Genomic DNA, 14,423 nt, shown 5'->3' with positions numbered 1-14,423 from the left:
CCGCCGTTCCCGGCGGCTCGGCCGCAGGCCGAACGGGCCGCGGGCCAGCGCCAGGGGCAGCAGACAACAGCTGCTCTGGGGACTCGCTCGGCGCCGGCTGCTCGACGGGGACTTCCGGAGCCGCCGCTGCGGCCGCCATCGACTCGGGCGTGCTCGGGGCGCCGGGAGCGGCCCACGCCGCAGCCCCATCGGCCAGCCACGACGGCGCCGTCGTCGCCGCGGTCTCCACCGGAGACGGCACGTGATTACTGCTCGACATCAGCGGCTACCTGCCTGCTCATCGACAGGCCCGGACAACAGACCAGGATCGACGACCAGACGGCCGTCCTCCGGGGCACGAGTGACCGGCACCGTCATCCGCACCCAGCGCGGCTCGGCCGCGGTCCACGACGCATCCGCTTCCGGTGGGGCGCAGGAGCGGCCGATCGTCCCCGGCGGCTCCGCCAGGCCGCCGCGTTCACTCTCGTTCTCGGGATCGGCGCCAGGACCAGGCACCGGAGCACGGATGTACGGGGTGGCGCGGACGAGCACCTCGACGAACACCACCGTGTCCGACCGCCGATACAACCGCCCCGGCAACGGCGCATCCGCCCGCTGACGACCGACACCCGACCAGCCCCACGTAGAGGCCTGCGCGTCCGCGAGGACTTCGCGGAGGACCTCGGCACGCCGCCACGGATCGTCCTCGTCGAACGACTGGAAATCACACGCGAACCGTCCCGCGAACGACGACGCCTCCACATCGGACACCCGCTCCCACGACCGAACCGACCGGGTGAACGACGGCTCGACGGACACACGAGTCAGGGATCGCCGGCGGGCCTGAGGCTTCGTCGGAGAAATCTCCTCATCGAGGCGGATCTGTGGTGGAGTCAGTTCGGCATCCGTCTCGGTCTCATCAGGCGCTGTGACTTCGGCGAGAGCTGTGGAGCGTGGACCTCTCGGTGTGATGACGTGCACGGCCGCTGGTGGTGAGGTCTCGTCGATCGGGATGGCGGGGAGGCCTGGGCTCTCGCCAAGTCCTGGGGCTGTTCGCCATGTGGACGAAGTCGTTGGGGGCGTCGGGACGCGCCGGCGCGGCATCAAACCGACGCCCCATGGACGGTGCCGAGAAGCTGAGACTGCGGCCTCCATGTGCTTCCACCAGGGGTAAGGTCGCCAGCTCTCTGGTGTAGCACGTGACTGCTGGACGGGTCCTCCATCGCTCAACCTCCCTCTGAGGTGCACCGCTGGATGTATCTGATCAAATCACGATAGTGAAGGTACAGGACCAGACGGGCACTTCGCCAGAACTTCATCAACCAGACATGCACGCCGATAAATCCCGTAGCCTCGCTCGGGGGTGGCGGGCGCCGCTCAGCGAGGAGGCAGCGCGCGATGGCAGCGACGACGGACGGCAGCTCAGATGGTGGCTTGACCGCGCGGCTGAACTACCTGTTCGAGCATGTTCGTCCGGAGGGCGAGGACCGTCGGTACAGCGGGCGAGAGCTCGTTGCGGCGGTCAATGAGGCTGACGTCGAGTTGTCGGAGTCGTACCTGTCTCAGCTGCGGCGGGGGATGACGGGGAACCCGACGCTTCGGGTCCTGAAGGGCATCGCGGACTTTTTCGGAGTGCGTGTCGGGTACCTGCTGGATGATCCCGAGGCAGTCCGTGCGGTGGAGGCACAGATAAGTCTTCGCGCCGCTATGCGGGATGCCCAGGTGCAGGATGTTGCTTATCGCGCCGCGGCTCTTAATGCGAGCCAGCGAGTCGCGTTCGATGAGTTGCTGACCGACCTCATCCAGAAGCGGAGTCGAACGAAGGAGAGCAGCAGTGCGGATGACGTCTGAACACGTTGGCTATCGGCTGCGCGGAAGAGTCTTCACGAACCGGGTCTGGCATGGATGCTGAGGTCGAGCGCCTTCTCTATGATTCGGTTGCGTTGCTCGGTCCGTTGGATCGGCTCCGGCGGCTCGGGTTTCTGTGCGAGGGTGGACGTTTCGATGATGCCGCCAGCGGAACCACGAGTCGGCGACTCCGTGCGCGACTGGAGCGGATCACTGACGGCACTTTTCGAAGAGCTGATTTGGACGCACTCGACGATGTGATGCGCGGTCGCGATCGCGTCATAGCGCCAGAGTTTACGGAATTTTTTACGCGGACACTTGGGGTGGCAGACGGATATATCACCGACAGCGCGGTGGCGGAACGAGCAGAGGAGGAATTGCTAGTACGTCTTCTCTCTGAGAGTGGCGTGGATAGGCCGGTGGTGTGTCGTGTTCAGCCAGCTCGTCCCATCCGAGCAGCCATCTGCGTGAAGTTGGTTGAAATATCTCGAAATCGTCAATACCAGCTGCAGCAGAACTGATCGTGCCACACCGCCCTACGGACCGTCACCACGACATGCAGGAGACCGCCGCCCAATGGTCGCACCGACGCCCCATGATGATTGCCTGCAGATCCCGATGACAGATGCCGAGCTCAGAAAATTTTGGCGGACGCTTTTAAAGGATCTCGGAATCGTGAGCAGGCTGGACCCATGGATCCTGTGTCAGAGACTAGCCGAACGTTTGGGCAAGAGTATCAACGTTGAAGGCCACACGATTCCAGGAGTATCCGGAGTCGGGTTCGGATCGCTAGTTCCGTTCCCTGACGAGTACCTCATCGTCCATGCTGCGGACGTGTCAATTCCTTACCAAAGCTACATAATATGTCATGAGCTGACTCATATCGCGCGGAATCACCCCCGCGGCGGGGAGATGCTCTGTGGAAACTTCACAGAGATCGACAAAGAAAATCAGGAGCCCGGGGCGGGCAAGTATTTCAGCTCCTGGAAAGAGTGGGAGGCGGAGACCTCCGCCGCTATCCTCGTTGAGATGGCAAATCGACCAGCTCCTTTGATTGATATCGACGCTAGCGGTCTTAGTGAGAGTGAACGTCTTTACGCACGTGCCGTCGGCGGGCGCGCCCTGCGGGGGTTCCGGTGAACGTCGCTGCCCAGATCATCATTACGGCCATCGGCATATCATTCCTCGCTGCTATCACGTATAAGGTGAACGAGATTCGGCGCGATCCGTCCAACTGGGCAGCCTGGGGGGTCGTGACAATCCTCTTTGCTTTGATGATTGCGACCACTGTTCGCGAAAACTCGCCGATTGAATTTCTGTCGACGTATGGCAGTACATCGGAAGGGGTCGTGTTTCGGAACATCCCTCAGGCTATGGGGTTCTTTGGTCTTCAGCTACTCCACCTGTACAAGAGCGCTGACGGGCGCCTCCGTAGAAAGCGGCTTCTCCTGGAAGCAGCTGCCCTGTGTGCGACTATCGTCGCGATGTGCGTGCTTGCTGTCACGCTGCCGCCGGGGGTGAGCTTGTATGCGTCTGACGAGAATCTCGCCCACTTCCACGTGCTTCTTTTCTACTATGTGATCGGCGGATACGTTCTATACTGTCTGATCTCACAGCTGCGGTGGAATATTATATTTGCGCGGACCTTCCGGAATCGTTTGCTGCGGTGGTCGGCCGCAGTGGCAGCGGCAGGAGATCTCCTCCTCATCTGTACTCGGCTGAGCCGGGATATAGGACAGAGCTTCAGTCACTTCGTCTCGGGCGAACGTCCTCTGATCACATCAGTCTCCGAGAAACTTTTCGTCGTCACGGGATTCCCGACACTTATCGTAGGCTTGCTGCTCCCGGCGATGGTGGACGGCTTCCGAAACCTGGCACACCTCTATTCTAGAGCTCGCCGGTGGCAGAAGCTTCGCCCCCTGAACGACGCGATAAAATGGGCTTACCCGGGGCTGCAACGCCCAGCACAGCCCACCGACACCGACACCGACACCGACACCGACAATTCTCTCCTAAATTCCGGTCGATGCAAGCTGGCACAACTGATGCGGGATATCTCTGGCGAACGCGTTCAGCGGTGTCAGGACGGGTACGGGCGCAATCGCAATAATGATACCGGGGGGCGGCCGCTGGCCCTTGCCCGGGTGCTCGACTCTTTACCTGAAGCCGGAGTTCCGTTCGATACGACCGACGATGACCAGGTAGTCAAACATCTGATATCTGTATCCCTGGCGCTCGGCCGCGTAGGCCCGATCTATCTCAAGGAGTACGCCGTCATTCAAGCAGAACCGGAAAACAGCTCCCTCTGACCTCATAGTTCGGAAAGTTGCCGCCAATGGACACTCTCATCACCGCCGCCAACATCATCGATGGAGATCCGGAAACAATCGCAGGCGGACAGCGGGCCACCGCGCCTCGCCCCGCGGCGGTACTTGTCCGTGACAACGTGATCCACGTTGTCGGCGACCTTGCAGACGTCAGTATTCATGCTGAACCCAGCGCTACACGGCTGGACTTTCCGGGCGGAACGCTACTGCCCGGCCTGATCAACGCCCACGTACACCTCTGCGGTGACCTGAGCCCACAGCCTTTCGCTACCGCCGCTGACGGCGATCACACCACGCTGACAAATCTGATCCAGAGGAACGCCCTATCAGTGCTCACAGGTGGGTGCACAACAGTGCGAGATCTCGGAGACAGTCGGGGACTCGTGATCTCGCTCAGAGATCAGATTGACCGAGGCGAAACCCTGGGGCCTCGTATCCTTTCCTCAGGAACCCCACTCACCATCCCCCAAGGTCACTGCTGGTTCCTCGGCGGGGAAGTCGCTAACCACAGCCAAATCGACAAACATATCGAAGGACTCGCTGCAGCGAAAGCGGACTGGATCAAGGTCATGGCTGGTGGCGGCCAGATGACGCCGCGCGGACCGTCGATGTTCGACTCCCAGTTCTCTTCTTCCGACCTGGCCTACATCGTCCGGCGAGCGAGCGCTTATGGGACCCCTGTAGCCGCCCACGCGCACGCCACAAAAACGATCAAGGTATGCGTTGATGCTGGCGTGCACACTATTGAGCACTGCGGCTGGTGGGCAGCTAAGAAAAAGATGGACCTTTCCGATGAGATCGCAAGCAAGATGGCCACTGCATCAATTATTGCAGGCGATACCGCACCGCCTCAGTGGCGGATGCTAGCCGATCTTTTACCGTTCCCCGATGACCACCGGATCGGTGACCACCTGCCATGGCTCCGAGCACATGGGGTGCCAATTCTCATCGGCAGCGATTCCGGCCTGCCCAATGCTATTTTTGACGACTTCCCGACCTCCTTGGAGCATTACGTAGAGCGCGGATTCACACGCTCCGAAGTCATCACCCACGTAACCGGGACAGCAGCCGATAATCTCAGAATCAGCGAACAGACCGGCAGGATCCGTGCAGGACTCTATGCTGACCTTATTGTTGCGTCCGGGGACCCGCGCGACGATCTTGACTACCTGCGCCGCCTGCACCTCGTCATGACGCGCGGGCACCGTGTCGTCTGACTCAGGCCATAGTCGCAATCACACACGAGCAACCACAATCGGGCTGGTGCGATCGTGTACAACAGTGAGGGAGCAGGTGTGAGCACTACACCAGGAGCCTCGTCGTGGAAAGACGACTACGCCCACCTGATGATCACCGTGTTCCTCGGTGCCTGTGTCTTGGTGTGTGTCGAGACCGCTGCCCTGGTCGCCGGGCTGATTTCCGGTGCGCCGCGGTGGCTATTCCTTGGGCCTGCGGATGTTGTCGATCTGGTGGGGCGGCTGTTGCGGGTTCCGGCCCCGGCCGGGTCGACCACTGCACATCTGTTCGTGGTGCCGGGCTTGTTCCGGAATTGCCTGATTGGTGCCGCGACGGTGCTCGTGGCCGCGATGATGATCGCGGGCTGGGCCGCCGCACGACGGCGTCGGGGTGGTCGCCGGTCGCGGCGGTCCCGTCCGGGGCTGGTCAGCACCGCGCTGGCGCGGGTGGCGCCGGTCCCGGCTGGGCATGCCACCACTGCTGAGATCGCCGCGGAGCTGTCGGTGAAGGCGTGCCGGGCCTCCGCCGCTCGGACTCGGCCGGGTATGAGTGCCGCCCAGGTCCGTGCGGCGGCGCCGGGGGAGGTGGGGATCCCGCTACCGACGTGTGCGGCGTGCGGTCAGTTGTGGGCGCCGTTTACGAACCCGACCGGGGTGCTGGCACCGACCCAGTCCGGGAAGACCCGCTGCTGGCTGTGCGGGATCTGCATCGACGCCCCGGGCGCGTTGCTGTGCTCGACCACGAAACCGGATCTGTTGGAGCTGTCGGCGTTGTCCCGCGCTCGCCGGCCCGACGCGGGACCCGTTCTCGTGTTCGATCTGACCGGCACCACCGCCTGGCCCGCGGTGCTGCCGTGGTCCCCGCTGCACGGCTGCCGCGACCAACAACAAGCGTGGGCGACCGCGAAACGCCTGGTCGAGGCCGCCGCCACCGGCATCGAAGCCGGTGGTGGGCGCGGCGCCGGGAACGACCGCGTCTTCCGCCAACGAGCGATCGGTGTGGTCGGCGCCTACCTCCTCGCCGCCGCCCACGCCCCCACCAGCAGCAGCGGGGGCAGGAACGTCAGCGGGCTGGGACAGGTCGCGCGCTGGGCCACCGACCGCGCCGCCGCCCGGGAAGCGGTCACGATCCTCACCAGCCACGACGAATTCCAGCACCTCGGGGCCGCCCTGGTCGCTGAACTCGGGATGGTCGCCGAGACCGCTGACGCGGTCTGGATGTCAGTGCGCCGCGCCCTGGAACCGTTCTCCGATCCACGCGTTCAGGCGCTGTGTGACATCGACCCGGCCACCTCCTACGACCTGGAGCAGTTCATCACCGAGGGCGGTGCGCTGTATCTGATCGCCGAGGAAAACGACGCTGCGGCGATCCCGATCCTGACCACCATCGTCGACGAGTGGATCACCACCGCCCGGCGGCTCGCCCTCACCCGCCCCGGTCGGCGGCTGGACCCGCCCGCCACGATCGTCCTCGACGAACTCCCCTCCGCCACACCGGTACCGGACCTGCCGACCATGCAGGCCGACTCCGCCGGCCGCGGTGTCCTCATCCACTGGGCCGCTCAATCGTTGTCCCAGCTCGAAGCCGTCTACGGCACCCGAGCCCGCGACCTGATCGAGAACTCCACGGTCTTCGCCGTGTGGGGCGGCATCAAAGACGACGACACCCTGACCTGGCTCTCAAAGATCATCGGCGATCGCATCTCCCACCGCCACACTCATCCGACCGGCGGGCTACTCCCGGCCACGCACGGCGGAACCCGCACCACCGAGCGTGTCCCGATCTACCCACCCGCGGCGATCCGCACGTTGCCGCGCGGTGAGGTGTTGCTGCTCTACCGGCACCTGCCGGTCATCCGCGCCACCACCATCGACGCCTACCACCGCCCCGACGGCGACCAGCTACGCCGTGATGTCGGCGTCATCGCCTCCGGCACCGTCCCGATCACCCAGGACGGCTATCTCCGACCCGGGGAGTCCACGGTGTCGTGACCAGCGGGCAAGGAAATACACGCGAAATACATTCTGCGCGTTATCGTTGTCGTGTCCCGGCGCCAACACCCCGAACATTCCGGAAGGGGCAGCCGGATCCCCCTCGTCAGCAACAAACAACAACAACGAAGGGCCTGCAGAGTCAACGACGGCTGCTGCCAGCGGAGTGGGATGACCGCGCATGCAGAACGAGCCACGCAGCAACTATGCTTCTACACTCCGGAAAGAGTGCGCCAACCGGGACGCACCGTCGACAAGGTCCAGCATCTCCAACAACAACCGCGCATCATCCGCGTCCCGGGCGAACGATACCACCACACCCGCCGCCCGAGCCGCGACAACCGGATCATGATCCGCGCTGCTACCTGACCAACCATTCGAATACATATAACTCGGATCGCTCCCGCCCGGCATCGAAACCCCGCAACCACTCCTACATAGACATCAACAAAACCCTGAAAATATTCCTCAGAACAATCCAGATTTAGAGGTCGTTTCAGAACGACTTGTCGAGTTTCCATTGACCCCTCGACGACAGATCAAACGGCAGGTCAGATAGCCGCTTGTCGTCTACAACAGACACGTCGACCTCGTTCTGAAATGACCTCTTAGCCACGCCGGACCTCGACGCAGAGTTCAGCGACTTACGCGACTTCGAGGACTTCCGGCGGTGACGCACAAGACCGCGCGCCGTAAGAATTTTCTTCGTCGAAACCCACCGCCCCGACTGATCATTATACGGCTTCGCCGCCTCCGGCAGCTCCCGAGCCAACACCCGATCCGCCCACCCCGCATACGCCACCGGATCCAACTGCCGCAACGACGACGCCGCCTCCACCAAACCCACCCGCACACGCCCCGCCGCGATCACCGTCAAATCAGCCAACAAATCCCGATCCCCACCATCCCCGAGGGCGCTGAGGCCGGCGTCCGAATCAACCGGCGCCGCCGTTACGGGTAGGGCCGCTACAGCCCCAGCCGCAGCAACAGGGCGCCCAGCACTACCGTTCGACATCAACTCAGGAACGACAGCGGATGCAGCGGGCTCAGAAGCAGAAACGGCGGGACCGGCAGGGATGGACGCTTCGACCCGGCCAGCGTCGATGAACGGCCGCAACACTTCCAGGAGCCGTTCATACTCGGTGTCGACGAGATCGATCTCCACCCGCATCTGATCGATCTGCAACTCATGATGCACAACATCATCAGACTCGACACCGGTGATGTCACAGAATCGTACCGTGCGAACACCCACGACCGATCAACCACCACACACAGACGCCCGGCCGTGCGGGCGCATCACTGCTCGTCCGACACAGCGGCTTCGGACACAGCGGCTTCGGCGGCGGCGCGTTGCACCGCCGCCAGCGTGGACCCCGACAACGCCTTCGACGCGACCGAGTCCCCCACCTGCCGCGGCGTCATGAACCCCGACCCCGCCGGCGCCAGATACTGCTCCCCATCAACGCCCACCCGGTATTCCAGATTCGAGGCGACACGGCGGAACCGGGTCCGGCCCCCGACCTGGGCGCCCTCCCACTTCTCCACCTTCACCGCCAACCGGCAACACCCACACCGCAACCTCCGCAGCAACAGCCCGGTCTCATCGACACCGGTGAAATGGATACCCGCCTGCCGGATCGTCGGGAACAAATGCCGCCCCCGCTCCCGACACGCCAGGACCTCATCCGACACCCCATCCACGTAGGCATCGACATCATCATCTGAGGCCCGCGGCCGCACCACACCCGCCCGGTCGGCCTGCTCACCCTGAATCGACCGCACCGCAGACGACCCCTGTGAACCCTGCGCGGCGGGGACCGCGGGGTTGAACTCCGGGAACGCCGCCGTCGGCGTCACCACCCACACCTCTTCACACTCGCCACCCGGACCTCACTCACCAACACCGCCACCGAACCCGTAGTCGTAGTCGTCATCGCCGAACCCGACCCGTCGATCATCGGCATCCACTCCCACCGTCAGATCCCCGACGACGCCCTCGCCGAGGGCCTCAGCGGCGCTCTCTCGGTCGTCTTCGATGACCATCGCTGCCCTTGCTCAGTTGCTCTGGTGGTAGGCGGTGGCCACGTGCGCCGGGATCCTGCCCCGCTCAGAAATCGGATAGTCGTTGTTGCGAGCCCACTCCCGGATCGCCCGATTCTCCGCACGCCCCAGCCCCGACCCGCTGCGCCGCACACTCTTCACGCCGGTCCCCGTGTCCCGCCGCGCCGCCGCCACGAAATCCGCCACCGCTGACCGGAACAGCTCCACGTTCTCCGACTTCAAATCAATCACATACGACTTCCCCTCCACCCCGAACCGCACCGTCTCATCCGCCGGACCCCCCTCCAGGTCATCCACCAACTCCACCCGAGTCACCTGAGCCATAACCCTGACCTCACATCCCGAACCGCACCGTGGAAGCCACCGCAAATCGGAGCAACCCGAACAAGAATAAACACTACAGAAATAAGTCGGCCGGCGCGACCGCGCCGAGCCCCCTGAAACCGTCCGCCTGGGCACGGTGGTCCGGAGAGGTGACCGGCTGAAATGACATCTGCGCAGCACCCCGACGGTGCCCCTGGTCGGAGTCGAACCGACACCGGTGACCCGTTTAAGAGGTCGTTTCAGAAGTCGGCGTGTCGGTCCTGTGTGGATCGGCGCTGGTAGCTGATCATGTCCGGTCGTGGCGCGGCGATCTTGTGTCGAGCGATTGGTGAGCGACGAGCTGTGGGCGCTGGTGGAGCCGCTGCTGCCCAAGCCGCGCAAGCACAAGCGGGGACGGACAGGCCGTCCGCGGGTGCCGGATCGGGCCGCTCTGGCCGGGATCGTGTTCGTGCTCAAGACCGGGATCAGCTGGAACGCGCTGCCCGCCGAGCTCGGCTGTGGGTCCGGAGTGACCTGCTGGCGGCGGCTACGGCAGTGGCAGCAGGCCGGGGTCTGGGCCCAGCTGCACCGGGTGATGCTCGACCGCCTCGCCCAGCAGGGCCTGCTGGACTGGTCGCGGGCGGCGGTGGACAGCGTGAGCGTGCGGGCCAAGCGCCGCGGCGAGGCCACCGGGCCCTCGCCGACCGATCGCGGGAAGGCGGGCAGCAAGTACCACGTGCTCTGCGACCGAGGCGGGCTCCCGCTGCATGCGCTGGTCACCGGGGCGAACACCCACGACAGTCGGATGCTCGCCCCGCTGCTGGACACCAACCCCGGCGTCCGCGAACGGGCGGGACAGCCGGGGCGTCCGCGACGTCGGCCGGACAAGGTGCACGCCGACAAGGGCTACGACTATCCCCGCTGCCGCCGCTACCTGAGTGGGCGTGGGATCGGGGTGCGGATCGCCCGGCGCGGGATCGAGGACTCCACCCGGCTCGGGCGGGTCCGCTGGGTCGTCGAGCGCACCATGTCCTGGCTGCTGGACTTCCGCCGCCTCGCGCTGCGCTACGACCGCGCCGAATCCACGATCACCGCGCTGTTATCGCTGGCCTGCGCCCTGATCTGCCACCGCCGCCTCACCAAGCCGAAGCCGAAGTGATGGTCGACCCAGCCCTCGCTGAGGCACTCGCCTACGAGGTCGGGGCCAGCGGCCGCCAGGCCAGCCACTCCAAGGCCCGGTCGGCCTCGTCAGGGTCGAAGCGGTGCGGGTCGAACGGCCCGCCCGCCCACTCCAGGCGCTCGGCGCGGTCGGGATGGTCAGGGTCGGCGAGCACGGCCTGGAAGTCCTCATACCCCCCGATCCCGCCGACGTCCTCGGGCGGGCACGCCCCCTGCCCGGCGACGCATCGCGGATAGCACACTCCCGGCTCGACGGCCGCGACCGCCTCGACGGTGATCTCGTGGGCCCAGTTGTCACCGAAGTCGTAGACGTAACCGAACCGGTCACCAGCCTTGACCAGCCGAAACAGCTTCTCTTTCGTCTCGTCGGCGACATCCTGTCCGGGCCAGTCCGGGTCTGGGATCCCGTAGCGGCGCCCGACGATCTCGAACTCGTGCAGATGAGAGTTCGTCCAGCCCATCACTGACTGCACCACCTCGTGTAACACCGCCAAGTCGACCTCGCCCGGCACCTGCACCCGACGCCGGACCGCCGGCACCACCTCGGTCAGGACGATCTCCAACTCGAAAATCTTCGTCTTCTCAGACACACGAGGCGCGACCATCAGCCGATGCTGCCAGCCCCGCCGTCACCGGCAGAACCGGGCCCACCACTTCTGAAACGACGTCTAAGAGGTCGTTTCAGAACGACTTGTCGAGTTTCCATTGACCCCTCGACGACAGATCAAACGGCAGGTCAGATAGCCGCTTGTCGTCTACAACAGACACGTCGACCTCGTTCTGAAATGACCTCTAAGGGGTCTGCCTCTGCCATTGGGCTACGGGGGCCACAGCTGTCAGCAGCGACAGCGCGGCCTGTCAAAGCCGATCGGCGGTCCCCGCGATTCTAGTCTGGATCTACTCCAGAAACAGGAGCCGCGCGGGCCGTAGGCCTGCCGATCACGGCGGGCAGCGATGTCGACACTGTCACCTCCGGGAACGTCCCGATCACCCCGATCGGACGCATCAACCCCGACCACCGCAACAGGGGTCGCCGTAGTATCCGGGAATAATCGGGCGGATATGGCTGGGTAGGCTCCTGACCAGGGGGTTTCTGGGGTTCTGGTCGGGAGGTTGTCGGGTGGTCGCTCCGGTGTTCACAGACGTCGAGCTGGAGAGGCTGCGGCGGTTCCCGGAGATCGGCCGGGAGGAGTTGTTCCGGTTCTTCACGCTGGCCCCGGCGGACGTTGCGTTTGTTGATCCCGGTCGGGGCCGGGGCGCGGCGGATCGGCTGGGTCTGGCGGTCGCGGTGTGCTCGTTGTCGTGGTTGGGGTTCGTGCCGGATGAGGTGGCGTCGGCGCCGCAGGCGGCGGTGGTGCGCCTGGCTGAGCAGTTGCGCGTGGATCCGGCCGTGATCGGTTCGTATGGGCGCCGGGCGAAGACCCGCACCGAGCATCTTCGGCTGGCGGCGCAGTATCTGGGGTGGCGGCCGCCGACGACGCTGGAGATCAAGGAGCTCGACGAGTTCCTGCTGGCGCGGGCGATGGAGCATGATTCGCCGACGCTGCTGTTCCGGCTGGCGTGCGAGTTCCTGATCTCGGCGCGGGTGATCCGGCCGGGACGGTGACGGTGGTCAAGCGGGTCGCCCACGCCCGCGAGGTGGCCCGGCAGGAGACGTTCGACCGGTTGGCGCACGAGTTCACCGACGCCCGCCGCGTCGGGCTGGACGGGCTGCTGGTGGTGGATTCGGAGATCGGGATGACCCGGCTGCGGTGGCTGGGGAAGGGGCCGGTGGAGGCCTCGCCCGCGGCGGTGAAGGCCGAGATCGCGAAGCTGGAGTTCCTGCGCGGAATGGACGCCCACGCGTTGGACCTGTCGGTGCTGCCGGCCGAACGCCGCCGGTTCCTGGCCACGGTCGGTCGCCGCCTCACCGCCCAAGCGCTGGAACGGCGGGAGCCGGAACGCCGGTACCCGATCTTGCTGACGTTGCTGGCCCAGTCGGCGACCGAGGTGCTCGACGAGGTGGTGGCGCTGTTCGACCAGGCGCTCTCGGCGCGGGAGAGCAAGGCCGCGCACAGGATGCGGGACTATCTGGCCGAACGCGCCAAGTCCGGGGAGGACCGCCAGGAGCTTTTGGACGCGATCTTGGCCATCGTGGCCGACCCGGCGGTGCCGGACGGCGATGTCGGCGGTCTGATCCGGGGCGAGCGGGTCGGCTGGGACCGGCTGCGTTCGGCGCAGTCGAGCGCGTTGCCGCCGCTGCCGCGCGATCACGGGCACCTCGCCGCGCTGGACGGCTCGTACGGGTACCTGCGCCAGTTCACCCCGAACGTCCTCGACGCCGTGACCTTCGCCGGCGGCACCGCCGCGGCCGAGCTGCTGGAGGCGGTGGCGATCCTGCGGGAGCTCAACGCCACCGGCGCCCGCAAGGTCCCCGACGACGCGCCGAGCGGGTTCGTCCCGGCCCGCTTCCGCGGCTACCTGGACACCGCCGCGGCGAACCGCAGCGCGACGGCGTATCGGCATTACTGGGAGCTGTGCGTGCTGCTGGCCCTGCGGGACGGGCTGCGCACCGGGGACGTGTTCGTGCCGGGCAGCCGCCGTTACTCCGACCCGGCCGCCTACCTGCTCACCGAGGACAAGTGGGCGGATCAGCGGGCGGAGTTCTGCCGACTGGTCGGCAAACCCTCCGACGCCGCCACCGGCCTGGCCGAGGCCGAAGACGAGCTGCACACCGCGCTGGGCAAGCTGGAAACGACGCTCGCCCACGGCGACGGCCCGGTCCGCCTGGACGACGACGGCGATCTGGTGATCTCCCCGCTGACCGCGGAGGACATCCCGGCCGAGGCGAGAGCGTTGAAGGCGGAGCTGACCGAGATGCTGCCGTTCGCGCCGATCGTGTCGCTGCTGATCGAGATGGACAAGCGCACCGGGTTCCTGGACTGCTTCACCCACGCCGGCGGCAAGCAGGCCCGCACGCGCGAGCTGAAGCGGAACCTGATCGCGGTGTTGCTCGCCCAGTCCACCAACCTCGGGCTCACACGGATGGCGGACGCGTGCGGGATCTCCTACGACATCCTGGCCTGGACCGCCGAGTGGTACGTACGGGAGGAAACGCTGCGGGCGGCGAACCTGGCGCTGATCGGCTACCACCAGCGCCTGCCGCTGACCCCGGTGTTCGGCACCGGCACGCTGTCCTCTTCGGACGGTCAGCGGTTCCCGACGCGAGGTAAGTCGGTCACCGCCAGGGCTCTGAGCAGGTATTTTGCGCACGAGGGCCTGTCGACCTACACGCACGTGACCGATCAGCATACCACCTACGGCACGAAGATCATCGTCGCCACGAAACGCGAGGCGCACTACGTCCTGGACGAGATCCTCGGCAACGCGACCGACATCCCGATCACCGAGCACGCCACCGACACGCACGGCGTCACCCTGGTCAACTTCGGGCTGTTCGACCTGCTCGGGTTGCAGCTCTCACCGCGGATCCGGGACCTGGCAAGATCACTCTCTA

15 protein-coding genes are annotated in these 14,423 nt (G+C 65.4%); 9 read left to right on the top strand and 6 right to left on the bottom strand.

Annotation, left to right across the window (positions count from 1 at the left end; translation table 11 throughout):
- Nucleotides 1-258: 258 nt before the first annotated feature.
- Nucleotides 259-798 carry a hypothetical protein gene (locus KPF47_RS34955; protein ID WP_224392851.1) on the bottom strand — a complete coding sequence of 180 codons (540 nt, stop codon included), beginning with the start codon at nucleotides 796-798 and terminating at the stop codon, nucleotides 259-261.
- Nucleotides 799-1,377: 579 nt separating this feature from the next.
- On the opposite strand from KPF47_RS34955, the gene KPF47_RS34950 reads away from it, so the two are divergent.
- The 6 genes from KPF47_RS34950 (at nucleotide 1,378) to KPF47_RS34925 (ending at nucleotide 7,381) form a co-directional block, all read left to right on the top strand.
- The gene (locus tag KPF47_RS34950) at nucleotides 1,378-1,830 is read left to right on the top strand and encodes a helix-turn-helix domain-containing protein (RefSeq protein ID WP_224392850.1); all 453 of its coding nucleotides are present in this window, start codon (nucleotides 1,378-1,380) and stop codon (nucleotides 1,828-1,830) included.
- Nucleotides 1,831-1,880: 50 nt separating this feature from the next.
- A complete protein-coding gene (locus KPF47_RS34945; protein ID WP_224392849.1) occupies nucleotides 1,881-2,348 on the top strand; it encodes a hypothetical protein in 468 nt (155 codons plus the stop codon).
- Nucleotides 2,349-2,445: 97 nt separating this feature from the next.
- Nucleotides 2,446-2,967 carry a hypothetical protein gene (locus KPF47_RS34940; protein ID WP_224392848.1) on the top strand — a complete coding sequence of 174 codons (522 nt, stop codon included), beginning with the start codon at nucleotides 2,446-2,448 and terminating at the stop codon, nucleotides 2,965-2,967.
- On the top strand, nucleotides 2,964-4,136 hold the full coding sequence (locus KPF47_RS34935) for a hypothetical protein (protein ID WP_224392847.1): 1,173 nt from the start codon (nucleotides 2,964-2,966) through the stop codon (nucleotides 4,134-4,136). Before KPF47_RS34940 ends, KPF47_RS34935 begins: the two co-directional genes overlap by 4 nt.
- A 26-nt stretch (nucleotides 4,137-4,162) precedes the next feature.
- Entirely contained in the window at nucleotides 4,163-5,371 is a 1,209-nt protein-coding gene (locus KPF47_RS34930; protein WP_224392846.1) for an amidohydrolase family protein, read from the top strand.
- A gap of 78 nt (nucleotides 5,372-5,449) precedes the next feature.
- The gene (locus KPF47_RS34925; protein WP_224392845.1) at nucleotides 5,450-7,381 is read left to right on the top strand and encodes a type IV secretory system conjugative DNA transfer family protein; all 1,932 of its coding nucleotides are present in this window, start codon (nucleotides 5,450-5,452) and stop codon (nucleotides 7,379-7,381) included.
- Between the two features lie 496 nt (nucleotides 7,382-7,877).
- On the opposite strand, the gene KPF47_RS34920 is transcribed toward KPF47_RS34925, so the two are convergent.
- The 4 genes from KPF47_RS34920 to KPF47_RS34905 form a co-directional block, all read right to left on the bottom strand.
- Entirely contained in the window at nucleotides 7,878-8,060 is a 183-nt protein-coding gene (locus KPF47_RS34920; RefSeq protein ID WP_224392844.1) for a hypothetical protein, read from the bottom strand.
- A gap of 620 nt (nucleotides 8,061-8,680) precedes the next feature.
- Nucleotides 8,681-9,241, bottom strand: a complete 561-nt coding sequence (locus tag KPF47_RS34915; protein ID WP_224392843.1) for a hypothetical protein — start codon at nucleotides 9,239-9,241, stop codon at nucleotides 8,681-8,683.
- A gap of 33 nt (nucleotides 9,242-9,274) precedes the next feature.
- The gene (locus tag KPF47_RS34910; RefSeq protein WP_224392842.1) at nucleotides 9,275-9,427 is read right to left on the bottom strand and encodes a hypothetical protein; all 153 of its coding nucleotides are present in this window, start codon (nucleotides 9,425-9,427) and stop codon (nucleotides 9,275-9,277) included.
- A gap of 12 nt (nucleotides 9,428-9,439) precedes the next feature.
- The gene (locus KPF47_RS34905; protein WP_224392841.1) at nucleotides 9,440-9,769 is read right to left on the bottom strand and encodes an Lsr2 family protein; all 330 of its coding nucleotides are present in this window, start codon (nucleotides 9,767-9,769) and stop codon (nucleotides 9,440-9,442) included.
- Between the two features lie 298 nt (nucleotides 9,770-10,067).
- Between KPF47_RS34905 and KPF47_RS34900 the strand changes: the two genes are divergently transcribed.
- A complete protein-coding gene (locus tag KPF47_RS34900; RefSeq protein ID WP_224386569.1) occupies nucleotides 10,068-10,907 on the top strand; it encodes an IS5 family transposase in 840 nt (279 codons plus the stop codon).
- A gap of 31 nt (nucleotides 10,908-10,938) precedes the next feature.
- On the opposite strand, the gene KPF47_RS34895 is transcribed toward KPF47_RS34900, so the two are convergent.
- The gene (locus tag KPF47_RS34895) at nucleotides 10,939-11,532 is read right to left on the bottom strand and encodes a plasmid pRiA4b ORF-3 family protein (protein ID WP_224386178.1); all 594 of its coding nucleotides are present in this window, start codon (nucleotides 11,530-11,532) and stop codon (nucleotides 10,939-10,941) included.
- Between the two features lie 527 nt (nucleotides 11,533-12,059).
- Here KPF47_RS34895 and KPF47_RS34890 point away from each other — a divergent pair.
- Both KPF47_RS34890 and KPF47_RS34885 read left to right on the top strand, forming a co-directional pair.
- Nucleotides 12,060-12,533 (top strand): DUF4158 domain-containing protein, encoded by a 474-nt coding sequence (locus tag KPF47_RS34890; RefSeq protein ID WP_224392840.1) that lies wholly within the window; start codon nucleotides 12,060-12,062, stop codon nucleotides 12,531-12,533.
- Nucleotides 12,488-14,423 (top strand): Tn3 family transposase (locus tag KPF47_RS34885; protein WP_224392839.1); only part of this gene is annotated, 1,936 nt, incomplete at its 3' end. The genes KPF47_RS34890 and KPF47_RS34885, both read left to right, overlap by 46 nt.

Source organism: Pseudonocardia sp. ICBG1293 (assembly GCF_020131355.1).
Taxonomy (GTDB): Bacteria; Actinomycetota; Actinomycetes; order Mycobacteriales; family Pseudonocardiaceae; genus Pseudonocardia.
The sequence above is the reverse complement of the archived record's forward strand: the minus strand, read 5'-3'. Positions and strand labels throughout refer to the sequence as shown.

Excerpts from the sequence above, each read along its gene's own strand:
- KPF47_RS34950 (WP_224392850.1), top strand. The coding sequence starts at position 1,378 with ATGGCAGCGACGACGGACGGCAGCTCAGATGGTGGCTTGACCGCGCGG.
- KPF47_RS34945 (WP_224392849.1), top strand. The coding sequence starts at position 1,881 with ATGGATGCTGAGGTCGAGCGCCTTCTCTATGATTCGGTTGCGTTGCTC.
- KPF47_RS34940 (WP_224392848.1), top strand. The coding sequence starts at position 2,446 with ATGACAGATGCCGAGCTCAGAAAATTTTGGCGGACGCTTTTAAAGGAT.
- KPF47_RS34930 (WP_224392846.1), top strand. The coding sequence starts at position 4,163 with ATGGACACTCTCATCACCGCCGCCAACATCATCGATGGAGATCCGGAA.
- KPF47_RS34910 (WP_224392842.1), bottom strand. The coding sequence starts at position 9,427 with ATGGTCATCGAAGACGACCGAGAGAGCGCCGCTGAGGCCCTCGGCGAG.
- KPF47_RS34905 (WP_224392841.1), bottom strand. The coding sequence starts at position 9,769 with ATGGCTCAGGTGACTCGGGTGGAGTTGGTGGATGACCTGGAGGGGGGT.
- KPF47_RS34895 (WP_224386178.1), bottom strand. The coding sequence starts at position 11,532 with ATGGTCGCGCCTCGTGTGTCTGAGAAGACGAAGATTTTCGAGTTGGAG.